The 23,140-nt window shown below is 58.8% G+C and carries 22 protein-coding genes; 18 read left to right on the top strand and 4 right to left on the bottom strand.

The annotated features are described in order from the left end of the window. Positions 1 to 102: 102 nt before the first annotated feature. From ACVC5H_RS13910 to ACVC5H_RS13900, 3 genes are all read left to right on the top strand, one after another. Positions 103 to 1,695, top strand: coding sequence for a methyl-accepting chemotaxis protein (locus tag ACVC5H_RS13910; RefSeq protein ID WP_489618445.1), 1,593 nt, complete (start codon positions 103 to 105; stop codon positions 1,693 to 1,695). A gap of 76 nt (positions 1,696 to 1,771) precedes the next feature. Continuing rightward, complete coding sequence (locus ACVC5H_RS13905; RefSeq protein WP_489618444.1) at positions 1,772 to 2,176, top strand: hypothetical protein; 405 nt, start codon at positions 1,772 to 1,774, stop codon at positions 2,174 to 2,176. Positions 2,177 to 2,180: 4 nt separating this feature from the next. After that, positions 2,181 to 2,450, top strand: coding sequence for a hypothetical protein (locus ACVC5H_RS13900; RefSeq protein WP_489618443.1), 270 nt, complete (start codon positions 2,181 to 2,183; stop codon positions 2,448 to 2,450). 32 nt (positions 2,451 to 2,482) lie between these two features. Here ACVC5H_RS13900 and ACVC5H_RS13895 read toward each other — a convergent pair whose 3' ends face one another. The 4 genes from ACVC5H_RS13895 to ACVC5H_RS13880 form a co-directional block, all read right to left on the bottom strand. Beyond that, positions 2,483 to 3,157 carry a GAF domain-containing protein gene (locus ACVC5H_RS13895; RefSeq protein WP_489618442.1) on the bottom strand — a complete coding sequence of 225 codons (675 nt, stop codon included), beginning with the start codon at positions 3,155 to 3,157 and terminating at the stop codon, positions 2,483 to 2,485. 470 nt (positions 3,158 to 3,627) lie between these two features. Next, positions 3,628 to 3,948 carry a hypothetical protein gene (locus tag ACVC5H_RS13890; protein ID WP_489618441.1) on the bottom strand — a complete coding sequence of 107 codons (321 nt, stop codon included), beginning with the start codon at positions 3,946 to 3,948 and terminating at the stop codon, positions 3,628 to 3,630. Positions 3,949 to 3,966: 18 nt separating this feature from the next. Continuing rightward, positions 3,967 to 4,329, bottom strand: coding sequence for a hypothetical protein (locus ACVC5H_RS13885; protein WP_489618440.1), 363 nt, complete (start codon positions 4,327 to 4,329; stop codon positions 3,967 to 3,969). Between the two features lie 47 nt (positions 4,330 to 4,376). Then, a complete protein-coding gene (locus ACVC5H_RS13880) occupies positions 4,377 to 4,736 on the bottom strand; it encodes a response regulator (RefSeq protein ID WP_489622694.1) in 360 nt (119 codons plus the stop codon). 417 nt (positions 4,737 to 5,153) lie between these two features. On the opposite strand from ACVC5H_RS13880, the gene ACVC5H_RS13875 reads away from it, so the two are divergent. The 15 genes from ACVC5H_RS13875 (at position 5,154) to ACVC5H_RS13805 (ending at position 22,662) form a co-directional block, all read left to right on the top strand. Further along, positions 5,154 to 7,172, top strand: coding sequence for a methyl-accepting chemotaxis protein (locus ACVC5H_RS13875; protein ID WP_489618439.1), 2,019 nt, complete (start codon positions 5,154 to 5,156; stop codon positions 7,170 to 7,172). 9 nt (positions 7,173 to 7,181) lie between these two features. Further along, a complete protein-coding gene (locus ACVC5H_RS13870) occupies positions 7,182 to 8,735 on the top strand; it encodes a chemotaxis protein CheW (RefSeq protein ID WP_489618438.1) in 1,554 nt (517 codons plus the stop codon). Between the two features lie 6 nt (positions 8,736 to 8,741). Further along, on the top strand, positions 8,742 to 9,833 hold the full coding sequence (locus ACVC5H_RS13865; RefSeq protein WP_489618437.1) for a protein-glutamate methylesterase/protein-glutamine glutaminase: 1,092 nt from the start codon (positions 8,742 to 8,744) through the stop codon (positions 9,831 to 9,833). Beyond that, positions 9,824 to 10,441, top strand: coding sequence for a HEAT repeat domain-containing protein (locus ACVC5H_RS13860; RefSeq protein ID WP_489618436.1), 618 nt, complete (start codon positions 9,824 to 9,826; stop codon positions 10,439 to 10,441). Before ACVC5H_RS13865 ends, ACVC5H_RS13860 begins: the two co-directional genes overlap by 10 nt. Positions 10,442 to 10,448: 7 nt before the next feature. Next, positions 10,449 to 11,291 carry a CheR family methyltransferase gene (locus ACVC5H_RS13855; protein WP_489618435.1) on the top strand — a complete coding sequence of 281 codons (843 nt, stop codon included), beginning with the start codon at positions 10,449 to 10,451 and terminating at the stop codon, positions 11,289 to 11,291. Further along, positions 11,288 to 11,659: a response regulator gene (locus tag ACVC5H_RS13850; RefSeq protein WP_489618434.1), complete on the top strand. Its 372-nt coding sequence runs from the start codon at positions 11,288 to 11,290 to the stop codon at positions 11,657 to 11,659. The genes ACVC5H_RS13855 and ACVC5H_RS13850 overlap by 4 nt, the downstream gene beginning before the upstream one ends. Beyond that, positions 11,656 to 14,073: a chemotaxis protein CheA gene (locus tag ACVC5H_RS13845; RefSeq protein ID WP_489618433.1), complete on the top strand. Its 2,418-nt coding sequence runs from the start codon at positions 11,656 to 11,658 to the stop codon at positions 14,071 to 14,073. Before ACVC5H_RS13850 ends, ACVC5H_RS13845 begins: the two co-directional genes overlap by 4 nt. Beyond that, on the top strand, positions 14,073 to 14,351 hold the full coding sequence (locus ACVC5H_RS13840; protein WP_489618432.1) for a hypothetical protein: 279 nt from the start codon (positions 14,073 to 14,075) through the stop codon (positions 14,349 to 14,351). The genes ACVC5H_RS13845 and ACVC5H_RS13840 overlap by 1 nt, the downstream gene beginning before the upstream one ends. A gap of 19 nt (positions 14,352 to 14,370) precedes the next feature. After that, positions 14,371 to 14,745: a response regulator gene (locus ACVC5H_RS13835; protein WP_489618431.1), complete on the top strand. Its 375-nt coding sequence runs from the start codon at positions 14,371 to 14,373 to the stop codon at positions 14,743 to 14,745. 24 nt (positions 14,746 to 14,769) lie between these two features. Next, on the top strand, positions 14,770 to 15,963 hold the full coding sequence (locus tag ACVC5H_RS13830) for a methyl-accepting chemotaxis protein (RefSeq protein WP_489618430.1): 1,194 nt from the start codon (positions 14,770 to 14,772) through the stop codon (positions 15,961 to 15,963). 94 nt (positions 15,964 to 16,057) lie between these two features. Then, the gene (locus tag ACVC5H_RS13825; RefSeq protein ID WP_489618429.1) at positions 16,058 to 18,310 is read left to right on the top strand and encodes a putative bifunctional diguanylate cyclase/phosphodiesterase; all 2,253 of its coding nucleotides are present in this window, start codon (positions 16,058 to 16,060) and stop codon (positions 18,308 to 18,310) included. A gap of 10 nt (positions 18,311 to 18,320) precedes the next feature. Continuing rightward, positions 18,321 to 19,349 carry a GlxA family transcriptional regulator gene (locus ACVC5H_RS13820; protein WP_489618428.1) on the top strand — a complete coding sequence of 343 codons (1,029 nt, stop codon included), beginning with the start codon at positions 18,321 to 18,323 and terminating at the stop codon, positions 19,347 to 19,349. Between the two features lie 269 nt (positions 19,350 to 19,618). Continuing rightward, complete coding sequence (locus ACVC5H_RS13815; RefSeq protein ID WP_489618427.1) at positions 19,619 to 20,836, top strand: HD-GYP domain-containing protein; 1,218 nt, start codon at positions 19,619 to 19,621, stop codon at positions 20,834 to 20,836. A gap of 30 nt (positions 20,837 to 20,866) precedes the next feature. Beyond that, the gene (locus ACVC5H_RS13810) at positions 20,867 to 21,118 is read left to right on the top strand and encodes a hypothetical protein (RefSeq protein ID WP_489618426.1); all 252 of its coding nucleotides are present in this window, start codon (positions 20,867 to 20,869) and stop codon (positions 21,116 to 21,118) included. Next, a complete protein-coding gene (locus ACVC5H_RS13805) occupies positions 21,115 to 22,662 on the top strand; it encodes a sensor domain-containing diguanylate cyclase (RefSeq protein WP_489618425.1) in 1,548 nt (515 codons plus the stop codon). The genes ACVC5H_RS13810 and ACVC5H_RS13805 overlap by 4 nt, the downstream gene beginning before the upstream one ends. Positions 22,663 to 23,140: the final 478 nt, after the last annotated feature.

The raw sequence follows: 23,140 nt of genomic DNA, 5'->3' as shown, positions 1-23,140 counted from the left end.
TTGTGCGTTCTGGTGAGCGCAGCGGTTGAGCTGAGGCAGGCTTTTATAGTCCCAATGAGCAATTCAATTTGCCATCAATTTAGATCAATAAAGAGGGAGTTCATGCGTTCTTCGCTAACCATCGCAAAAAAGCTGGGGATGGCTTTCGCCTCCATTGTCGTCATATCGCTGGTCGGAAGCACGCTCTCTCTGCTGAGCTTTCAACGCCAGGAACAAGCGAACGCCTTGAATCTGCATACCTATGAGGTCATCGCAACCAGCGGCGAGATGTTGGTCAACATGGTGAACATGGAAACCGGGGTGAGGGGTTACCTGGTGTCGGGCAACGAGAGCTTTCTGGATCCGTATCGACAGGGAAAGGAGAATTTTGCGATGGCCTTCTCCCGCGCGCAATCCTTGACCTCGGATAATCCAGCTCAGCAAAAGCGGCTCCTGGAGATCCAAAGCCTGCGAAACAAGATAGAAGACATCGATAGGGAATTGCTCCGCCTGCGGCAGGACGTCAATGCAGGCGCGTCGCCGCAGGCACTGAGCAGCTATTTTGCCGCGGCGCCGGACAAGATTCTGATGGATCGCTTCCGTCTGATCGCCCACCAATTCGTCGAGGAAGAGCAAGCGCTCCTCTCCGAGCGCCGTGCTGAATTGAGGACGTCAAGCAAGATGACGACCATTGCTTTGCTCAGCTCGGGGTTGATCATCATCCTGTTGTCGATGGTGATCGGCTGGGCCCTGACCCGCAGTATTACCCGGGCGCTGGGCGGCGAGCCCGATGATGCAAAAGCGGTGGCCCAACAGATTGCTGCGGGCAATTTGCACATTGCCGTGGCGGTCAAGGGCAATGATGACGTCAGCCTGATGAGTTCGCTGGCGAGGATGAAGGATCAACTGTCAGCAATGGTCAGGGGAATCCAGTCGTCCGGGGAGTCGATCGCGCTGGCTGCCGGCGAAATCGCCACCGGCAATACCGACCTGTCCGAACGTACTGAAGAACAAGCCAGCTCCCTCGAGGAGACGGCTTCGAGTCTCGAACAACTGGCCGCAACCGTGCGGCAGAACTTTGAAAGTGCCAAGCAGGCCAATAACCTGACAACCAATGCCTCCCAGATGGCGGCCAAGGGAAGCGAGGTGGTAGGCCGGGTCATTGACACGATGTCAGACATTTCGGAGAGCTCGGCCAAGGTATCGGAGATCATTTCGGTCATCGAGGCCATCGCGTTCCAAACCAATATCCTGGCGCTCAACGCTGCGGTCGAGTCTGCGCGTGCGGGCGACCAGGGGCGCGGATTTGCGGTCGTTGCCAGCGAGGTGCGCGCCTTGGCCCAGCGCAGCGCCTCGGCCGCCAAAGATGTCAAGGATCTGATCAGCCTGTCTTCGGAGCGGGTCGCACGTGGGACCCGCCTGGTCATTGAGGCAGGAGAAACCATCGACGATACCGTCACCGCAGTGCGCCGTGTCTCGGAGATCATGAGTGAAATCACGGAGGCATCCTCGGAGCAGACCGCCGGCATCGATCAGGTCAATCAAGCCGTCCTTCAAATGGACCAGATGACGCAGCAGAACGCCGCGCTGGTGGAAGAGGTGGCCGCCGGGGCCAAGACGCTGGCCGAACAGACTATCGAACTGCGCGCTGCAGTGAGCGCATTCAAGCTCGAGTCATCGTCGGCGGACAACTTGCTAACCATGGCGCTGCACTAACTGGGAGATCGGGATGAATAGCGTTCCATTGAACACGTCCAAGCTCGCGGCCATGCGTCCAGATGAGCTACGGTCCATGATCCGCTCGGTCAGGCGTTTGACCGACCAGATCAAGGTACTGACCGACTATTTCGAGCGGGCCGGTGATCGGCTGAAGGAGCAAAGTGCGCAAGATCTGAGCAAGGCAGTCCAGCAGATTCTGCATGAGCAATATGGGGCGGAAGATGGCGCCTGTGCGGAATTGATGCTGGCCAACACGATGATTCGCTCGATCGGTGCAGAACTCTTCGTCAAGAAGCTGCTCTGGGGAAGTGATGAGGAGGACATCAAGCTGGCAATGTTGCTGGTCAAACTCATCCCTCCCTTCGAGCTTGCGGTCCAGGAACATCCCGTATTGCTGTTGCGCCAAGCCACCGAATGCCTGGAGGCGATCAAGATGTTGAAGTTTCCGGGCGCGGCCGCTGACAGTGCAGGGGCCTGATCGCATGAAGGGGAGCGCCGCGAGTCAGGTTGGCCAATATGCGGAGCGTCTACGTGATCTTGCCGTGAAAGCCAGTGCGGGGCAGGACATGATGGAACAACTCGCATTTACGCTGGTTAGTGCCAAGATGGCGCTCGGAAGCAGCAGAGGGCCGGCAGTGGTGGCATGTCAGCAGTATTTGCTTTCCTGCATGCAGGAAACCATCGAGACTGACTCGGACGTGATCTATAACGCGGTACTGAACTGGGCAATCAGGGATCTCGGAAAGGATTGACGGTTCACCGTTGTCAAGCTGCAGCCGGTTAGTCAGCGTGACTCCAGAATGTGCAGCTTGAGCAGGTCCGAAGCAACCAGTCCGAGCTCTTCCAGTGCCTGTTGTTCATGCGAGCGCAATATGCGAGGTTCTGTATCGGCGACGCAAAGTGCTCCCAGCGCCTTGCCCTCGTACGTCAAGCGGACCCCGGCATAAAAGCGGAAGAACGGTGCCGACGTGACCATCGGGTTGCTGGCGAAGCGAGGGTCGGCTTTTGCATCGGGGACGCAAAATACCCCCGGCTGTGTGATCGTGTAATTGCAGAATGCCCATGCCCGCGGTGTCGAACTCATATTGAGGCCACGGGCCGATTTGAAGATCTGCAGTTCGGTGGTCAGGAAGGTGATCATCGATACCGGCATATCCAGAAGTCCGCTCGCAAGCCAGGTCAGGCGATCAAAGCGCGAATCTGGCCGCAAGCGCGTATTGACCTGTTCAACAAACCTCGATCTTCCCGTATCCTCGCCGACGATCTTGCCGGTTGGCATCTCCAGCGCTTGGGCAGAGGGCGGCATTTTCCTTTGATCGATGAGGGTCATCACAGAGCTCAAGCGGGTGCGCCGGTGGCCGCCGGGGGTTTTCCATGACGCCAGCATTCCGCTCTCCATCCACATCTGTGCGGTGGTGATTGAAACGCCCAACATATTTGCGGCCTCTCGCGAAGTCATCACAGGATCCGGGCTGGAAGGCGTGGCCACCCGAGATAGCGTTGCATGCTCCATCAGTTGAGTCCTCGCAGGTAATGGGAATTGACGGCAATATTTTAAATTTTCATATTTCGCATTTTCAGCAAAAAATATCAAGAAAATGTAAAAAACGGAATTTTAATTTAGGGTTGGCAATGAAAACGTTTTCATTTGCGCTCTACTGTGACATTTCTGTTGCAATTGACCATCTCGGCGCCCGGGCGAGCAAAATCACAGAACCTTATAGGCTTTAAGCAAAGCGCCTGATTGTACTCTGTGCCGTCTCCAATGTTGGCCATTTACGCCGGCGTTTGAAATTAAGATGAGCCAGATCAAGGAATGGTAAAGCCTTTTGTGGCTGCAGATATTGGTATGCTGAGGAGCTGAGGGCAACGGCTGCGCGCAGCTGGCAGCCGGTCAACGAACGGAAAACTGCCAGCAGGGAAGGGCGATTATTTTTTTGGATTGGCCATGGGAGGAAACTTCCGCGTGTCCGGCAGAAAGGTATTGATGTTGTCGATGTAGGTCTGAATGAATCGATTGTCGACGTCGGTGCTGATCTGTTGCGTAAGGCGTGCAGTATGGATGCCGGACAGCAGTCGGGAGAAATCAGGTTCATTGCTCACCATTGCGGCCAGCGTCTGCAAGATCGCCGTATGTGCCTCGCGGATGGCAATGTCGGTCTCAATCAGTTTGGTTATCTGCGCCAGCATCTGATACTGCTGTTCTACGACACGGCTCAGTGCCGTCAAGTCATTTTCTATCGTGGACATAACTGGGTTCGGTGTTCATTACGAGTTGCCGGATTGAGCGGAAGCCATCCTCGGATCGGCTGTTGCGTTGCCGCGATCTCCTGCCTGCCCTTGTTCCACATACGCCTCGCACAGAGCGACCAGCGCGTGCGACGTACAGATATCGGTCCGGCTGCGCAAAGTCTCCAGTACTTGCGCAATTTGCTTGCGGCTGGGAATGATCTCGATCGCACTTTTGTAGATCCACTTGCGGATCAGGAGATGCAGCTCATCGGGCGGCAGGGTTTCCACCTCCGCACGCGTAGGCACCTTGACGTTCCTGGGGCGTGCTCTGGTCGACTGGTGGGCCAGCGCTGCCTCCATGTTTTCCAGGGGAACGTCGAAATAATCGTGGGATTGCATGGTTCAAGCTCCAGGGCGTTGTCTGAAAGGGGCGGATTGACGTGAGTTCATTGCAGGCCCATGCTGCGTCGACGCTGCAGGATCTTGCTGATCTTGTCGTCCAGGGTTGCGGCGTTGAATGGCTTGACGATGTAGCCGTCGGCGCCGGATTCGGCGGCCAATACGATGTTCTCCTTCTTTGCCTCCGCGCTGACCATCAGCACCGGCAACTTCAGCAGTTTCGGGGTTTCCCGAATCTTCTTCAGAAGGGAAAGCCCGTCCATGCCCGGCATGTTCCAGTCGGTGATGACGAAGCTGATGGGCAGCACTCCCGACTCCAGAATCTTCCAGGCCGACGAGCCGTCATCGGCGTCGGTGATCTTCATATATTCCAGTTCCTTGAGCAGTCCGATGATGATGCGACGCATCGTCGAAAAATCGTCCACTACCAGGAAATGTTGGTCCGCGCTCACTAGAGGCTCCTTTCGGTCTGATGGATACACCCTGCTCTCGTCAGGCGTTTGATCTGGGACACGCTTCCCTCGCAGGTAACGGCCGACGTGTAAACAATTTCCGCCTGCGCATTAAATCGATGATTAATACATGAATTAAAATGCAAAAACTACAAAATATAATTTCAATACTGCGCATAATATGTAAAATCTGTAAAATATGCAAAAGTACTCAACGATAAATTCGCCTTCTGAAGAATTGCTTGGTTGAGTATTTAATCAACCTGATTGCGTAACTATTGAGCAAATTCAGGGTGGTCAGAGGACCGGCCGATATGGCCGGCAGAAGTCCATAACGAAAGCCTCCATGGCTGGGGGTGGTTTATGCCGTTGTTGGCGCTGACGGATGCGAAAAGCTCCGCTGGCGACGAGGTGGCGGCACCGGGACCGTTTCCAGCTCTATTTCATTCGAAAGGAATTCTCGTGGCCCTGGTGAAAAAAAATATCCTCCGCTCTTCAGCGGCATTTCAAGACAAGGATGCCGACCGAAGGGCCGGCATGTCCGCGCGCGAGGCAGAGGTGCAGCGCAAGCGCGCACGCACGCTGGCCAAACAGCAGCAGGCCGCCGAGCGCATCGCGGCTGCCACGGGAGAGCTGTCTTCCGGTATCAACGAAGCCGCTTCGGCCGCAGAGCAGTTGCGCCGCGCTGCAGACCAGATCTCGACAGGGGCGGAGGAGGCTTCCGGGGCAGCACAGGAATCCAGCAGCGCTTTTCAGCTGGTGACCGAATCCATCGCCAGTCAGTTACGCGATTCCGAGATCAGCGAAACCAAGGTCAATGCCTGCCAGAACCTGCTGGCAAGGACCTCCGGTGACGTTGCCAATCTGATTACCAACGTCGTCGTGGCCAGCCAGCGCCAATTGGGCTCGGTGGCTATGGTGAGCGAACTGGAGGCTCAGGCATCCAACATTGGGGATATCGTCAAGGCGGTCGCTCGTATCGCCGATCAGACCAATCTGCTGGCCCTGAATGCGGCGATCGAGGCGGCACGCGCCGGCAAGCACGGCAAAGGCTTTGCCGTAGTGGCCGATGAAGTGCGCACCCTGGCAGAAACCTCGGAACGCAGCGCCAAGCAGATCCAGGATCTGGTAGGGCAGATCCAGCAGGACGTCAAAACGATTGCTGAAGGCATCACCAGTTCTGCCAATGTACTGAGCGGGGAAGTGGAGAACGGCAAGGTCATCACGGCGCAGCTGGAACGCATCGATATCGATTTCCGCGAGATTGCTCGCGGTGTGGCGGAGATCGCTTCCGGTGCAAAACAGTCCGATACGGCTGCGCAGCAGGCCATGAAAGGCTCTCAGGATATTGCCGCAGCGGCCTTGCAGCAGGCCGCTGCCGCCGAGGAAACCGCCAAGACCGTCAATGAACAGGCGCAGGCTCTGGCCGAGGCCGAACAGGCCTCCCAGGCGCTGGCGGAAGTCGCGGAAGAACTCAAGAATTCGACCGATGTCGGCAAGAGCGCCGAGGTAGTCGCGTCCAGCGCTGAACAGCTGTCTGCCGCCGTGGAGGAAATCAATCGCGCAAGCGCCCAGATCATGGGGGCGCTGGAAGAAATCAGCAAGGGCACCCAGGTGGCGGCGGCCGCGAGCGAAGAATCGTCGGCAGCGATCGGCCAGATCGAAAGGGGCCTGGAGCTTGCGCAACAGCGTGCCTCGGTGAATGGGGAGAAGGTCAAGAGCATCCAGTCACTGCTGAGCACCAACAAAACTGACGTGGGAAAGCTCATCGAGGGCATTTCCAGTTCGGTTCGCACCACCCAGGACAGCATCAGGCAGGTGAGGGATCTCGAGCAGGTCTCGCGCCGCATCGACAAGATCGTGGAAGCGATCACGACCGTGTCGATCCAGACCAACATGCTGGCCGTCAATGGCTCGGTGGAGGCTGCCCGCGCCGGTGAATTCGGCAAGGGTTTCGTCGTCGTGTCCACCGATATCCGCAATCTGGCGCGCGATTCGGCAGAAAACGCCGATCGTATCAAGGACCTGGTCAAGGCTGTGCAAGACCAGATTTCCCGCGTCAGCGCCGACCTCGAAGAAATCGTCAAGTCCGCCACCACCGAGGCCGAGAAGGCCAAGACCACCACTGAGAACCTTGTGCTGATCGATAACGATGTGGCCGAGGTGGAGCGCGGGACAGCGGCGATTCTGGCGACCTCCAGCGAGATCGCCGCCTCCATCGGACAGGCCAGGAAAGGTGTGGAACAGATTTCGAGCGCTGCCCAGGAAGCCGAAAAGGCTACTGGCGAAGCCGCCGGCGCAGCCGAACAGCAATCGAAGGGCGCGCGTGAACTGGCGTCAGCCATCGAAGAAATCTCCTCGCTGGCCGACGAACTCCAAAGCGCAGTCTAAGGGGCTGCCATGACCACCGATATCGTCACTGACAGCACCGCCCCTGACCTGGATGAACGAGAGAGTGACGGGCGCGTAAGCACGCGGCAGTTCGTGACCTTCCTTGCCGGCGATGAGGTCTTTGCCGTGGACATGGCCCCGGTGCAGGAAATCATACGTTCGCCGGAGGTGGTCAGGCTGCCCCTGGCCCCGCACACATTGGACGGATTGGCGAACCTGCGCGGGAAAATACTTCCCATCGTCTCGCTGCGGCGTATTTTCGGATTTCCCGACCGTGACAAGGACGACGCTACTCGTGCTGTGGTGATCAACGTAGGCCAGCCGCTGGGCTTCGTGGTGGACCGGGTCACCAGCGTTCTGGATGTGGGCGTGGACAAGATCGAGGCAGCGGACGGCTTGCAGAGCACCATCGATACCGCACTGCTGGCCGGTTTGCTCAAGAACGTGGGTGGCTATCCGGTAGTCATGGTGCTTGATTTCGAGAAGCTGGTGCTTCGTGAGTTTGCCCAGATGGCTCGCATGGACCGGAACGGTGCACGTCTTTCCGGCAGTCTTGAGCTGCGCAAGCAGGAACAGGAAGAAACGCCGAACGACGAGTTGCAGCTGGTCAGTTTCAGGATCGCTGCCCAGGAGTATGCGATTGATATCGCCGCAGTCCAGGAGATCGTGCAGGTCCCGCCCCGCATCATTCATGTGCCTCATTGCGCAGCGCACGTCATCGGCGTCATGTCGCTGCGCAACCGCCTGGTGCCGCTGGTCGATTTGCGCCAGATGTTGGGCATGCCCGCGCAACCCCTGAATGACAAGTGCCGCATCGTAGTCCTGGCGCAGGAGGGCGGTTCCGTCGGCTTGACCGTGGATAGTGTCAGCGAAGTACTCCGGGTTCCCAAGGAACTGATCGACCCCTTGCCAGCCATTCTGGCCAAGGACGGCGAGTTGCAAGAGATCGTATCAGTCTGCCGGCTGGAGCAGGGCCAGCGCCTTGTCTCGGTCATCACCAGCAAGAATCTGCTGGTTCACTCCACCCTGAAGGATGCATTCAACACCATGAGTGAAGCCAATCTGGATGACATCGCGCGAGCCGATGAAGCCGACAACGTGATCGATGACGATGAACAGATGGTGATCTTCCGCCTGGACAAGGAGGAATTCGGTGTCCCCATCCAGAGCGTGCAGGAAATCGTCAGGGTGCCCGAAGAGCTGGTCCACGTCCCGGGTGCGCCGGATTTCGTCGAGGGAGTCATCAATCTGCGCGGCAGCGTCCTGCCGGTGATCGATCTGCGTGCGCGTCTGGGCCTGCCAGGGATCGAGCGCAGTGATGGCCAGCGCATCATGGTGTTTCTCATTGCCGAGGTGCGGACCGGTTTCATTGTGGACCAGGTGGCCGAGGTGTTGCGTATCGCAAGCAACGCCATTGAACCGGCACCCGATTTCTCGGTCCAGCAGAGCGCGCTGCTGGCGCGTGTGGCCAACCTGGAAAAGCAAGGCCGCATGGTGCAACTGCTGGAACCCTCACAGTTGATCGGCGCCGATGAAATGGCCGGACTGGCAAGGCTCGACTGATTGGACATGATCAAGCTCCTGATCATCGACGACTCCGCCTTGATGCGGCGTCAGCTCACGCAAGCGTTCGAGCAAGAGCCGGATTTCGAGATCTGCGTCGGACGAAATGGCCGCGAGGCCGTCGAGCTCAATCGGACCTTCCAGCCGGATGTCGTCACCCTCGATATCAACATGCCGGAAATGGATGGTCTCTCGGCGTTGTCGCTGATGATGCTCGACCGACCTGTTGCGGTGGTGATGGTTTCTTCGCTGACCGAGCAGGGGGCGCTGGCTACCTTCGAAGCGATGAACCTGGGCGCGGTCGATTACGTGGCCAAGCCGGGCGGCACGATCTCCCTGACGCTGCATGAGATCGAACAGGAACTGGTGAACAAGGTGCGCGTAGCCGCCAAGGCCAGGATCAGGACGCGTGCACGGACGACAGCCTCCTCCATTGCCAGCGCGGGACAGATGAAGTCGGTGAGGACGGCATGGCGGCAGGGAACCGGGCGAAAGCCGGACAGTGACGGTCTGGTCATCATCGGCGTTTCCACCGGCGGGCCGAGCACCCTGGAGCAGATCCTGCCGCAGTTGAGCGCATCGTTTCCCTGGCCGGTTGTGATTGCGCAGCATATGCCTGCGGCGTTTACCCGGTCCTTCGCCGAGCGCATGGACGGCATTTGTCCGCTCAAGGTGATCGAGGTGACTGCGCCCACCGCCATGGAAGGAGGCCATGTCTATATCGCCAAGGGTGGGGCGGACATGCTGGTGACCCGCCGCGCCAGCAGGTTGTCCCTGGTGTCCAAGCCGGAATCGGCCGCCCATCTGTGGCATCCCTCCGTGGAGTTGCTGGGCCGCTCGGCGCTGGAGCACGTGGAGGCAAGCAAACTGATCGGCGTCATGCTGACCGGAATGGGAAGTGACGGCGCATCTGCCTTTCTGGACATCCGGTCCGGGGGCGGGCGCACCATCGCCGAGTCGGAATCTTCGTGCGTCGTTTATGGGATGCCGAAGGATCTGATTGAGCGCGGTGGCGCCAGCGTCATCTTGCCAGCGTCGAAAATCGCCGCCCAGCTCAATGTCTGGGTGGAACAATCAAGGAACCAACCATGGCATTGATCAAAGGTACGCAGACTGCTCCGTCTTCCGAGCCGTCTTCCGGGCGTGATTGCAAGACGCTGATCCAGGCGCTGGCCGACGCGGACGCGTCGGTGCGCCGCTCGGCTGCACGCGATCTTGTCAATTGCCCGGACGCTTCCCACGCACTGCTGGAAAGACTGATGGCCGAGCCCGTTCTCTCGGTGCGGGAGGTCATCATCACTACCCTGGTCCGCTTGGGCGACGCCGATTCGGCCGCCGGGCTGATCGAATGCCTGCGCAGTGACGACGCTGCCCTGCGCAACGAAGCCATCGACGCCATGAAGCAGTTGCCCAATGAGGTCGCGCCGCTGATGGAAGAATTGCTTGCCGACGAGGATGCTGACATCCGGATCTTCGCCGTCAATGTGCTGGAGTCCATGCGTCATCCCAAGGTCGAGGAATGGCTTATCCAGGTGGTCCTTGCCGATCCCCATGTCAACGTCTGTTCAGCTGCGCTGGATGTGCTCAGCGAGGTAGGGACGATGAACTCCCTGGAGGCGATAGAGCAGGTCAAGGCACGCTTCGCCAATGATCCGTACATCCAGTTTGCCGCCACCCTGGCCCTTGGCCGCTTACGCGAAGAATGACGTCGACATGAACGAGATCGCCATCAGCGAAGCGGACTTCCTGAAGTTCAGGGAGTACTTCTATCGCAAGACCGGAATCAGTTTCGAGGCGACCAAGCGGTACTTCGTCGACAAGCGCCTGGTGGAACGCATCGAAGCGACGGGCAGCGGGAGCTTCCGCCATTACTTTTCGCTCTTGCGATTCGAGGCCGACGGCAAGGAACTGCAACTGCTGACCAATCTGATGACCGTCAATGAAACCTATTTCCTGCGCGAGCAATACCAGTTCCAGTGCCTGGTCAACTCCATGCTGCCCGAGATCGTCCGCAACAAGCGGGGCAGTGCGCCGATCAGGATCTGGTGCGTTCCCTGCTCGTCCGGAGAGGAGCCCTACACCTTGGCGATGTACCTGATGGAATGCTGGTCAGGCATCGAGCAGTGGGACGTCGAAATCATTTCCTCGGACATCGATACGGGCGTGTTACGCAAGGCCCAGATCGGACGCTATTCGGCGCGTTCGATACAGAATGTGCCCGCGGCCTGGATGAACAAGTATTTCCGTCGCGAGGACGATGAATACCAGATCTGCGACGAGCTGCGCGGCGCCGTCGAATTCACCCGCGTCAATATCGCCAAGGCGGAAGATACAAAGGCCTATCGCAACTTCGACGTGATCTTCTGCCGCAATCTGCTGATTTATTTTGACGATGTGTCTCGCAAGGAAGCGGCCGAGACCTTCTACGAGGCCCTGAACCTGAATGGATTTATTTGCCTGGGACATTCAGAGTCGATGAGCCGGATTTCATCGCTGTACCGGGTTAGAAAATTTCCGGAAGCCATTGTTTATCAAAAAACTGCGGAGGCCCAATGAAGCGCATCCTGCTTGTCGATGATGCGGCTACGGTGCGCATGTACCATCGCAACATTCTCGAAGCTGCCCATTACGTGGTCGAAGAAGCGGTCAACGGCATAGAAGGGCTGGAAAAGGCATTGCAGCAGCCCTTCGATCTCTACATCGTGGACATCAACATGCCCAAGCTGGATGGCTACGGTTTCTTGCGCCAGCTGCGCGGTGAACCTCTGGCCCATGCGCCGGCGATCATGATCTCCACCGAGTCCAAGGCCCATGACCGTACCCTGGCTTATCGCGCCGGCGCAAACGACTACCTGGTCAAGCCGGTCACGCCGGCGCAACTGCTGACCCATGTCAGGCTATTGGTGGGAGAGAGCGGCGCATGACTCTTCTGCACGATCAATTCATCAGCGAGACCCGCGATCTCCTGCAGGGCATCAGCGAAAAACTGATGCAGCTCGAGGATGCCCCGGAGGATGCGGAGTTGCTGGAGTCGCTGTTCCGCATGGTCCACACGCTCAAGGGCAACAGTGGCCTGTTCGATGTTCCGGATATCACCAGGGTCCTGCATGCAGGCGAGGATCTGATGGACGCGGTACGGCGACGCCAGATCCGCTATTCCGAGGTGTTGGCCGATCGCCTGCTGGATGCCATGGATTTCGTCGCCATGCTCTGCGATGGGATGGAGAATGGGGAGCAGCGCGGGCAAGCGCGGGGGGAGGAGGCGGTGCAGATCGCCAGCGCCCTGCGTGAGCTCATCGGCGACCGCGCCGTGATCGAGGAGGATGCCGCATCCCCCGGTCCGCACACGGACGCGCCGGTTGCCGTCATGCCGACACTGCCATTGATGGCGGTGCCCGAAGCCCTGCGCATCGAGGCCGTGGGTCAAGCCCATGCGGGAGGCGAGCTGCACTGGGTGGCCTACCATCCTGCCCGGGACTGTTTCTTCCACGGTGATGACCCGTTTCACCGCGCCCGCAATACGCCCGGGTGCCTCTGGGGAGCAATCCAGGCGCCAGCCACTTGGCCGCTGCTGGCCGAACTTGATGCCTACGATTGTGTCCTGCAGTTCCAGATGCTGGTGGCGGCGCCGCGCGCCGATCTGGCGGAGTACTACCGTTATGTTCCAGAGCAGGTGATCATCACTTCGCTCGATCCCTCGTGCCTGGTCACCGCCCAGGGCGAACATGGGGTCGCCGGCCAAGCGCAATACGACACGGCAGCACAAGGCGACTTCCCGAACGAGGAAGTCGGGGCTGCCATCGCCGAGATCTTCGCGATCCAGCAGCAGATATTGCAATCCGAAGCGAATATGGGATGGCAGGACGGACGCACGCAGGCGGTGGCCTCTACGCTGATGAACTGCTGTCGCTCCATGGGCCGTCTTGACATGCTCGGCGAACTGGAAATCGCACGCCAGCAATCGCTGCAGTTGCACAGTTGCGAACCGCTGCTGGCCTGGCTCAACAGCGGCCGCCTGCCCTTGCCTCGTGCCATTGACAGCGATGCGCTGAAGGAAGAGGTCATTGCCCCACCCGATGCGCCGATCCCCGGGCACGTCAGGGAGCGCCCGCTCGAAGAGCCCGGTCGAACAGGGCGGCGCGCCGAGGACAACGGCATTCCCGCGGCAAGGAGCGTCAAGGTCGAGCAGGTCAAGATAGACCGGCTCATGAACCTGATCGGCGAGATGGTCGTCTCCAAGAACGCTCTTCCTTATCTGGCCCAACGTGCCGAAGACCAGTTCGGGGTGCGTGAACTCTCGCGCGAGATCAAGGCCCAGTATGCCGTGATCAACCGCATCGCCGAGGAAATGCAGGATGCCATCATGCAGGTGCGGATGATGCCGGTATCCGTGGTGTTCCAGCGCTTTCCTCGTCTGGTCCGTGATATCTCGCGCAAGCTCGGCAAAGAGGTGCAACTGGTACTGGAAGGCGAGGAGACGGAAGCTGACAAGAGCATCATCGAGGCACTGGCCGATCCGCTCATCCACATCGTGCGCAACAGCCTGGATCATGGTCTTGAAGCTCCGGAGCAGCGTCGCAGCGCCGGCAAGGTGTCCACCGGAACCTTGACGATCAGCGCAGCCCACGAAGGCGATCAGGTCGTCATCGTAATTCACGACGACGGGCGGGGGATCGATCCAGCCCTGGTCAAGCGCAAGGCCTACGAGAAAGGCTTGATCGATGAAGCAGTGCTGGAACGTATCACCGACCAGGAGGCAGTGAACCTGGTGTTTTGCGCCGGCTTCTCCACGGCAGAAGTCGTCTCCGACCTCTCCGGCCGCGGAGTGGGCATGGATGTGGTGCGCAATGCCGTCGAAAAGATCAATGGCAGCATTTCCTTGAAGAGCACGGTCGGGAAGGGTACGCATCTGCAGATCTCGCTGCCGCTGTCGATGGCCGTCACCAAGGTGATGATCATCGAGTCGGACGGGCAGCTCTTCGGCGTGCCGATGGAACATGTGATGGAGACGGTGCGGGTACCCCGGCGCGCGCTCAATTTCGTCAAGAGAAGCGCCACGATGGTGCTGCGCGGGCAGGTGCTCGGACTCAAGGGCATCAACCAGATCCTGGGCATCCGTGCCGAACAGAAGCCCAATGCCGACGACGAGACGGCGGTGCTGGTGGTGCGGGTGGGAGGGCAGTCCGTGGGGCTGATCATCGATGACTTCCGGGAAACCATCGATGTGATCCAAAAACCGCTGGACGGCATCCTGGGCAGCCTGTCGATGTATTCCGGCTCGGCCCTGATGGGGGATGGCTCGGTGCTGATGGTCTTGAATATAAGGGAGATGTTCTGATGCCGATTGACTACGACGGGGATCTGGCCAGCTTCCGCGAAGTGGCCTCCGGCGACGAGGCCGAGCAGTTGCTGGGCTGGTTGCAAGGCAAGCCAGAGGCGCAGCTGGATTTGCGGGACTGTACCCACATTCATCCCGCTACGCTGCAGGTCCTGCTGGCCTCGGGGGCGGACATCGTGGCATGGCCGCAGGATGCGTCGCTGCGTGCATGGCTGGAGCCGCTACGTCCCGTCGGACCGCGATCGTCGCCCGACGCCGGTCCGGCAAACTCAATTTAATCAAAGAAAGGGAAATGCGATGTCGAAATCTATCTTCCTCGTCGACGACTCGGCCACGATGTTGATGAGTGTACGCAGCAATCTGGAAATAGCGGGGTTCAAGGTTGACACTGCAGAAGATGGCGTCAAGGCGCTCAAGAAGATGCAGGCGGGATACAAGCCAGATCTGCTGATCACGGATATCAACATGCCCAATATGGATGGCCTGGAACTGATCCGCAACGTCCGAGCGTTGCCGGGCTGCCGCTTCCTGCCCATCCTGACCCTGACCACCGAGAGCCAGTCGGCCAAGCGTGACGAGGGAAAGAAAGCCGGTGCCACCGGATGGCTGGTCAAGCCGGTGGGCGGTGCCGATCTCCTCAAGATCGTCCGGCAGGTTCTTCCTGGTGTCTGATTCCGGCAGCTTTTGTAAGTCGACATGCCAGAGGCCATGAACGTTAAAAAAAGATCCGCCGGCACTTCCATTGTCCGGGAGCTGCTGTTCAGGCAGGAGAATCGCTGTTTTATCGGGACGACGGTCCTGGCAACACTGATCCTCATCCTCTTTTTTGCGCTGGATGCGCAGGGCAGCCAGCGCTCCCTGCTGGTGTCCATCGGCGTCGTGGTGGGCTCCAATGCGCTGCTCTACTGGACGTTTCGCCGGTTCTCAATGCGCAAGGACGACGCCATCAAGGGTGTGGTGGAGCAGCATCTGGACCTGGAACGGCAAACCGGCCTGCGCCTGTCCGAAGCGGTGGGCGACACCGAGTCTGCCGCCATCGCACTGATCAACCAGGTCAAGGAGATTCACGACGCCGCCGCATCGCTGGTGCGCTATCTCGATCAGGCGTCTTTGCAATCACTCCAGCTGGAGCAGGAAATCGACGTCAGCGTGGACCAGATTTCCTCGATTGGTGATTTCATCCTGGAGCTGCCCAATCGGATCAGGCAGGACATGGACGCCATCCATGAGGCGTCCAGGGAGATACAGCAGTTGGGAAAGTTGGTGGTGCTCATCAAGCAGATCGGACGCCAGACGGAATTGCTGGCCCTTAACGCGGCGATCGAAGCCGCCCGCGCGGGCGATGCCGGACGCGGCTTCGCCATCGTGGCCAAGGCAGTGCGGCAACTTGCCCTGAGTGCGACACAGGCTGCCGGCGTCATCGACGACGGCTTGAAGAAGGCCCAGCTGAAAGTGGATGCGGGCCTGAAATTCAAGTTCCTGGAAGAGTCTGCTCAGCAGTTGGGCGAAGCCGCCGTACTGGCGGAATCGACCCGGCGCCTGCGCGAACGCTATGAGGAGGTGCGACGCTTCTACAAGGGTGCCTTTTCGGTGGTCGCCTCGCATGACACGCAGCTGGCCAGAGATCTGGGCGAGATCCTGGGAGAGATACAGTTTCAGGACATCGTGCGCCAGCGCATCGAACGCCTGCGAGAAGCCGGCGAGCAACGCAATGCGCTGTTCGAGGAAATGGCCGGGCAGGGTGACACCCTCGATACCTCCTTGCTGACGCTGGCCGAGAAACTGCGTCAGGTGATCCAGGACTACCTGCTCAAGGAATCGCAGCATTCCAAGATGACGTCCCAGCAGGATCAAAGCGAGGGGGATCTGCCGAAGTTCGAGTTCTTCTAACGCGGGCGGCCACGTGCGGTTGAAATCTGACAGGCGCGTTCCCCATGCCGGTTTTATTTGAGCTCTGTTTAATGATCGTCCAGGAGCAGAAGCCATGATTCGAGATGTACCCGGAGATATTGCGGAGAAATACTTCGCCTTGCTGCACGAATTCCTGCTTTCCACGGGACTGAACTGCGCCAACGCACCGCTGGAGCTCGCACATCATCTGGGCCAGCAGCTTGTGCAAGCCGGGGTACCTCCTGCCGAGATCTTGCAGATCCATCATCTGGCGCTTGGACGTCTTGCCAATCGATGCCCGAGCATCAGTCTGGCGCGTGTCGGAGCGCAGATCAATGTGCCGCTGATCACGATGTATCGCGCCTACGAACATGCTTTCAGGGAGCGCATCGCCACGCGCTACCAGGATCTGGCCACCTCCTTTTTTGACGTCAGCGGGGAACAGGAACTGATCGCACGACAGATCGGCGATGTGTTCAACGACTTCAATACCCATCTTGGCAGCATCATCGGTTTTGCCGAAATGGTGGAAGATGACCTCTCCCGCAAATCATCCGGACAGCAAAGCCTGCACATGCTGATGCAGCACCTGACGGCGCTGCTCAAGGCCGAGCATGCGATCCAACAGCGCATCAGCAACAGCGAGCGCCAGTTCCGGACCCTGGTCGACAATTCGCCCGACGTGATTCTAAGGTACGACATCGACGGCAAGTGCGTCTTCGCCAACCCCGCGTTTACCCGCGAGACCGGATTGAGAGCCGATCAGGACATCAATTCGATCCTGGGGAGCTCGGCCGGCCGCAGACGCTGCGACCAGGAGCATAGCTTTGACCAGCGCGTCAGGGGAGTTGCAGCCACTGGCGTGGCCGATGTGCTGGTGCTGGAATGGCGCCATCCACAAGGGCACCTTGTCTCACACGAGATGCACATCGTTCCTGAATATGATTCGGAAGAGAAGATCTTCGGCGCGCTTGCCATCGGGCGCGATGTCACGCGGCGCAAGGAGATGGAATTCAAGTTGCGCCACCAGGCCAACTATGATTTGCTATCCGGTTTGCCCAACCGGCGTCTGCTGGGCGACATGCTGCAGCGAGAGGTGGCTGGCGCCAAGAGAGAAGGCCGTTCATTGGCGGTCCTGTTCATCGATCTGGATCGCTTCAAGGATGTCAACGATACGCTCGGACATTCAGTAGGGGACCAGTTGCTGATGGTGGCGGCGCAAAGGATACGCGCCAGTGTGCGCGAGTACGATCTGGTGGCCCGCTTTGCCGGTGACGAATTCGTGGCGGTGCTGCCCGGACTGGAAGAATCGGACGCCCTTACCCGCATCGGCAATGACATCGTGGCTGCGCTGGCTGAACCGTTCCAGCTGGGACCACACAGGGTACGCATCTCAGCCAGCGTCGGGGTCGCGATCTATCCGCGCAATGCAAGCACGGTCACCGCGCTGATCGGCTGCGCCGATCAAGCCATGTTTGCCGCCAAGGGGAGCGGCCGAAACAGCGTGGCGTTCTTTACAGAAGACATGCGCGCCAAGAGTTCCGAGCGCCGGCGCCTGCTCAACGACCTCTATGATGCACTTCAGGAAGACCAGTTCGAATTGCATTTCCAGCCAGCGCTGGAGCTCGAGAGCGGATATGTCCACAAAGCCGAGGCACTGGTCCGCTGGCGTCATCCGAGTTTGGGCATGATCGCGCCGGACCGGTTCATCCCCTTGGCCGAAGAGAGCGGCCTGATCTTCGAACTGGGCCGCTGGATACTGCGGGAGGCCGCGAGGGTGGCGGTACGCTGGAACGCACAGGCCGACTCAGCATGGCGCAAGCAGATCAGCGTCAATCTCTCGCCGGTGCAGTTCCTCAACGGTCAATACGACAGGGTGGTTCTCGACGAACTCTGCCTGCAAGGCTGCGCGCCGAACCTGATTGCGGTCGAGATCACCGAAGGTCTGTTGCTGGACGATAGCCAGGCCGTCAGGACGCAATTGAACAATCTCCGGCTGGCTGGTATCCAGGTGGCCCTGGACGATTTTGGCACCGGCTATTCGGCGATGTCCTATCTCAAGAAGTTCAGCATGGATTACCTGAAGATCGACCGGTCTTTCGTGAAGGACATGGCTGATGCCGACGGCAACCGCGCCATCGTCGAAGCTATCGTTGTCATGGCGCATCGCCTGGGTATGGAAGTCATTGCCGAAGGTGTGGAAACCATGACGCAGGCACAACTGCTCAGGGATGCGGGCTGCGAGTACGTGCAAGGCTATCTGTACGCGCGCCCATTGCCCGAGCAGGAATTCCTGCGTTTCGCCACCTCCGGACATACGGTCGCCGATGTCGCTGCGCTGCGTTAATCAGCTCCTGATGGAGATGCCTGCCCAACGCCGTGCGGGAAGTCCCGAGGTGGAGGAGCGTATTCCCGCCAGGCAGCTTACGGCGGCGTTTCTGCTGTGGCCCGGTTTCCCGCTGCTTTCGCTGGCGGTGTTTTGTGATGCTCTTCGCCATGCGGCGGAGGACGGAAACCAGAACCGGCATCTGCAGTGCACGTGGAGCATCATTGGCCTGGAAGGGGAGCAGGTTCAATCCAGCTGCGGCATCTCGGTTGCCGTGCAGACGCCGCTGCCGGACCCTGCGCAGTTCGATTACATCGTCGTGATTGGCGGGGAGCTGGAGCGCCTCGGTGAAGTCAATGCACATTACTCGCGCTATCTGCATGGCGCCGGGAAGATGAACATATCCCTGATCGGCGTGGGGACCGGCAGTTTCGTGCTGGCCCATGCGGGATTGCTGGATGACCGGATGGTCTGCGTCCACTCCTTTCATCATGAAAGTTACCGGCGTCTTTTCCCTCAACACCGCGTTATCAGCCACAAGGATTATCTGATCGATGGAGACCGCATCACCTGCGTCGGCGGCATGTGCGTGATCGACTTGGTTTCCCGGCTCATCCAACTGCATTGCGGACCAGACCGTGCGGCCAAGGTCATGCATCAGATGGCAGCCAACCATGGGGGCCGCACGATGCTGGGCGAGCGCCGTCACGCCTTGGAAGAATTGACCGTGGAAGACGCCACGATCCGCCATTGCATCATGCTCATGGAGGAAAACCTGGAGCGGCCTTTGTCCATTGCCGCGCTGGCAGCTCGCGCCAGTCTGAGTTCGCGCCAGTTGGCGCGCAAGTTCCATGAGGAGCTGGGCGCATCGCCGCAGGAGTTCTACCGCTTGATGCGCCTGCGCTTTGCGCGTTGGCTGCTGCTGAGTACCGAGAAGAACATCACCGACATTGCCTATGAATGCGGCTTTGCCGACGCCTCCCATTTCATCCGCGGGTTCAAGCAGCGCTATGGCACTTCACCGGCGCGCCTGCGTGCTCATTACGTACCGTCTGCCTGATGCAATCCGGTGATTGCAATCGACGATCCGAAAATGGCTGTAGCGCTGTAGCGCAGGGGAGACGACAGCATTTCCGAGTGGAAATCATTGCTTAACAAGATGTCCGAAATGTTCCATCTCGGGGCGCATGGATGCAATGCCGTTTTTCGTTCGCGCGGTAAAGTCAGTGAGCCATGACGACTGGCTGCTCAGAAGGATCGATTGCGGTCCCGGACAAATAGAGATCATGTTCCAAGGGGCGGTATTTGCTGGCCACGAGAGATAACTGAATGCTGAAGTTCATTTCAACCAACCAGTTGCGTCTGGGGATGTACATCCAATCTTTCTCGGGAAGATGGCAGCTTCCGCCGTCCTGGCGCAAGCCATTCCTGATCGAGAAGGAGTCCGATCTGCGTGCGCTGCAGCGCAGTCCTCTACGGGGCCTCGTGATCGACACGTCCAAGGGCTTGGATGTAATGCCACCCGAAGAGGAACAGCACGGCGGCGAGCCGGAGGACGCGAATGAAATGGCCTCGCGCGCACCGGCAGCATTGCAATCGAATGGGAAGACCCATCTTCTGCGAGAGCGGGAACGTGCTGCACGCATCATGTTTCACGCCGAAGAGACCGTGGTGAACATGTTCTACGAGGCCAGAATGGGACAAGCGATCGATTTGCAGGAGGCTGGTGATCTTGTGTCTGAAATCACCGCCTCGGTATCGCGCAATGCGGAGGCGTTGGTCTCGTTGGTACGGCTCAAGACGGCCGACAACTATACCTACATGCATTCGGTCGCGGTGTGCGCCATGATGATTGCGTTATCCAACCGGCTCGGCCTGAGTGCAGCGGAGAGGGAACAGGCGGGGATGGCAGGCTTGCTGCACGATATCGGAAAGATAGCGGTGCCGGGCAGCATCCTCAACAAGCCCGGCCGCCTGACCGATGCGGAAACCGCCACTGTGCAATTGCACCCTGCGTCGGGATATGCGCTGCTCAGGGATTTACCGGGCATAGGAAGTGTGCCCCTGGACGTAGCGTTGCACCATCATGAAAGGATGGATGGAGCCGGTTATCCACATCGGCTGGCCGGTGAGAACATCTCGATCGCGTCCAGGATGGGTGCCGTGTGCGATGTGTATGACGCCATCACCTCCAACCGACCTTATAAGGCCGGTTGGGATCCGGCACATTCACTGCAGCACATGGCGCAGAGCAAAGGCCATTTCGATTTCGATGTGCTGCAGGCCTTCGTCAGGGCCGTGGGCATTTATCCGACAGGTTCATGCGTGACCTTGCAATCGGGACACCTGGCCGTCGTGCTGGAACAGCGTCCGGGGCAACTGCTCAATCCGCTGGTCAGGATCTTCTATTCGCTGCGGGAAAACAGTGAAATCACACCGATGGTGGTGGATCTGAGGCATTCCCGGGACAAGATCGTCGGTCATGCCGACCCTGTGAAGCTGGGCCAGCTGGGCGATCTCTTGTTGCAGCAGGATCTGAGTTATTGAGATGAATGATATCGGCGGCCGAGTGACTTGATGATTTCTGATATTGAGCGTGGGGGAGGGGATATGGCTTTTCCTGAAGAAATGGTGTCGGCGAGGCAAACGGCAATTGCGTTGACGATCAATCAGCGGACTTATACCGTCGAGGCCCGGATCTGCCATGCACCGGATGGTCGGCAGGTGGAACAATACCGGGTGCTGCTAGGGCAGAAGTTGATCAAGGATTGGACACACGGAAATTTCTTCAATTACCTCCCTCCCGAATGTTGCGATGAAGACGAATGAAGTTCACGTACAGCAGCAGGACCCAAGAGGTATCCAAGGCAGCGCGCCTGTTTGTGATCGCGGTGTGTGTGATCCTGTTGGCGCTGGAGTGCTGGTCGATCTGGCGGGAAAGGTGCGCAGCGATTGAGGAGGCTTCCCGCCTGACGGCCAACATGGCGTCGGCCCTGGCTCTGCACGCGGAACTGACCATCGACGAGGTGGACGTCGTTCTCAGGACGGTATTGCGCCAATTGCCGCATGACGGCGATCGGGCCGCCTATCGCGAGCGCATCCATGATCTACTCGTGGAAGACGTTGCGGGGCTGCCGCAGCTTGCCGGCCTGTTTATCTATGACGAGAACGGCAATTGGCTGGTCAATTCGCAGCCTTTGCTTGAAACGCGGTTCAACGACAGCGAACGGGACTATTTCGTTTATCACCGCACGCATCGTCAACATCGTCCTTTCATCGGAAAACCCATCAAGAGCAAATCGACAGGACAATGGGTTCTGACAGTGAGCCGTCGCATTGATCGCCCCGATGGCACTTTTGTCGGCGTGGTTGTGGCGACTTTGGACCTGGGGTATTTCGAGCGTCTCTATCGGCAGTTCGACATCGGCAAGCGAGGGGCCATCGTGCTTGGCGCAAGCGAAGGCACGCTGCTTTACCGGCGGCCGCTACTGCACGACTCGCTAGGCAAGGACCTGGGTTCATCAATGCTGTTCGACCAGCATATCAAGCATGAGCAGTCTGGCACGGTCGAGATGGTATCCGCGCAAGATGGCGTCCGGCGTCTGAACAGCTTCAAGCATGTGGCGACTTATCCGCTGTTTCTCGTGGTCGGTGTCGCCAAGGATGAAATCCTTGAGGACTGGACAGTGAGCACCTGGCGCAGTGCCACCGCACTGGTGATCCTGCTGGTGCTGGTGTATTGCGGCGGAATCAAGATCGTCCGACAGGTTTCGCTCAGGGAAGCGGCGCAGGCCCAGACGGTTCGAGCGCACGAAGACCTGGAGAAGATGTTCACCGCCCTGGAGGCACAGTCCCAACGAGACGGCCTGACCGGCGTCTTCAACCGCCGTTACTTTGATTGCGCCCTTGAGGCCCAGGCCGACCGATTTTCCCGGGTTGGCGGAGGTGTTTCGTTGCTGATGATCGACGTAGATCACTTCAAGCAATACAACGACAAGTACGGGCATGTGGCCGGAGACCGGTGTCTTAAAAGAGTTGCGACGGCGATAGCGGCAACGGCGCGACGCGAGGTCGATATCGTCGCCCGTTACGGAGGAGAAGAGTTTGCCATTCTGTTGCCGGCCTGCGAGACAGGCGGCGCAATGGTGGTGGCTAACCAGGTCTGCCAGGCCGTCCGAGAGCTCGGTATCGTACATGCAGCAAATCCCGTCGGCATCCTTACCATCAGTGTCGGTGTCGCCGTCATGCAGTCGGACCAGGGTATGCCGTGTTCAGCCAAGGAGTTCGTCGATCAGGCGGACAAGGCCTTGTATCTTGCCAAGGCGACAGGACGGGACCGCGCCGTTCTTTACCAGGACGAACTCGCTGTGTAGGTCGGCGCGATCCGATTCAGGTAATGTTCATTAATTCGCAATCTTGGTACTTTAGGTGTGGTGTTGTGAACAATTTCGCTCAGAATACCTGATTTATTGCTTTCATAGCGTTGCGTCGTTGGTGCCTCCCTTTTTGTTGCGGTCGAAGTGCTTCCGGACGCAACACTTATCAACAGCAAATTTTTAGTTTCGAGCGCGAGTGTTGCGTCAAAGTCTAGCTCGACGGGAGTTTAGTAAGAGCCTGCTGGCGTAACGCTGACTGCCATTGGGTACGGGTGCACAAGGTAAGGAAGGTTGAGCGAAAAAATGTTTCAAGCTTGTGCGCACGTGCGAGATAGAACGATGCGGCTTAGAACTACTACTGTGTTACCTGAACACAAGGCCCACGCGCGAGAGACACCTCGGTAAACCCGGTGCTGTTGTCGCGATTAACCGAGTGGCAGCCTTAGGAAGCCGATGGAAGGGGGGCATGTTGATT

The sequence above is a fragment of the Herbaspirillum sp. Her3 genome (assembly GCF_057961275.1).
This window is presented reverse-complemented; position numbering and strand designations above follow the sequence as displayed.

Coding starts and splice junctions, on each gene's coding strand:
- ACVC5H_RS13910 (WP_489618445.1), top strand. CDS start 103: ATGCGTTCTTCGCTAACCATCGCAAAAAAGCTGGGGATGGCTTTCGCC.
- ACVC5H_RS13905 (WP_489618444.1), top strand. CDS start 1,772: ATGATCCGCTCGGTCAGGCGTTTGACCGACCAGATCAAGGTACTGACC.
- ACVC5H_RS13900 (WP_489618443.1), top strand. CDS start 2,181: ATGAAGGGGAGCGCCGCGAGTCAGGTTGGCCAATATGCGGAGCGTCTA.
- ACVC5H_RS13895 (WP_489618442.1), bottom strand. CDS start 3,157: ATGACTTCGCGAGAGGCCGCAAATATGTTGGGCGTTTCAATCACCACC.
- ACVC5H_RS13890 (WP_489618441.1), bottom strand. CDS start 3,948: ATGTCCACGATAGAAAATGACTTGACGGCACTGAGCCGTGTCGTAGAA.
- ACVC5H_RS13885 (WP_489618440.1), bottom strand. CDS start 4,329: ATGCAATCCCACGATTATTTCGACGTTCCCCTGGAAAACATGGAGGCA.
- ACVC5H_RS13880 (WP_489622694.1), bottom strand. CDS start 4,736: ATGCGTCGCATCATCATCGGACTGCTCAAGGAACTGGAATATATGAAG.
- ACVC5H_RS13870 (WP_489618438.1), top strand. CDS start 7,182: ATGACCACCGATATCGTCACTGACAGCACCGCCCCTGACCTGGATGAA.
- ACVC5H_RS13865 (WP_489618437.1), top strand. CDS start 8,742: ATGATCAAGCTCCTGATCATCGACGACTCCGCCTTGATGCGGCGTCAG.
- ACVC5H_RS13860 (WP_489618436.1), top strand. CDS start 9,824: ATGGCATTGATCAAAGGTACGCAGACTGCTCCGTCTTCCGAGCCGTCT.
- ACVC5H_RS13855 (WP_489618435.1), top strand. CDS start 10,449: ATGAACGAGATCGCCATCAGCGAAGCGGACTTCCTGAAGTTCAGGGAG.
- ACVC5H_RS13850 (WP_489618434.1), top strand. CDS start 11,288: ATGAAGCGCATCCTGCTTGTCGATGATGCGGCTACGGTGCGCATGTAC.
- ACVC5H_RS13845 (WP_489618433.1), top strand. CDS start 11,656: ATGACTCTTCTGCACGATCAATTCATCAGCGAGACCCGCGATCTCCTG.
- ACVC5H_RS13840 (WP_489618432.1), top strand. CDS start 14,073: ATGCCGATTGACTACGACGGGGATCTGGCCAGCTTCCGCGAAGTGGCC.
- ACVC5H_RS13835 (WP_489618431.1), top strand. CDS start 14,371: ATGTCGAAATCTATCTTCCTCGTCGACGACTCGGCCACGATGTTGATG.
- ACVC5H_RS13830 (WP_489618430.1), top strand. CDS start 14,770: ATGCCAGAGGCCATGAACGTTAAAAAAAGATCCGCCGGCACTTCCATT.
- ACVC5H_RS13825 (WP_489618429.1), top strand. CDS start 16,058: ATGATTCGAGATGTACCCGGAGATATTGCGGAGAAATACTTCGCCTTG.
- ACVC5H_RS13820 (WP_489618428.1), top strand. CDS start 18,321: ATGGAGATGCCTGCCCAACGCCGTGCGGGAAGTCCCGAGGTGGAGGAG.
- ACVC5H_RS13815 (WP_489618427.1), top strand. CDS start 19,619: ATGCTGAAGTTCATTTCAACCAACCAGTTGCGTCTGGGGATGTACATC.
- ACVC5H_RS13810 (WP_489618426.1), top strand. CDS start 20,867: ATGATTTCTGATATTGAGCGTGGGGGAGGGGATATGGCTTTTCCTGAA.
- ACVC5H_RS13805 (WP_489618425.1), top strand. CDS start 21,115: ATGAAGTTCACGTACAGCAGCAGGACCCAAGAGGTATCCAAGGCAGCG.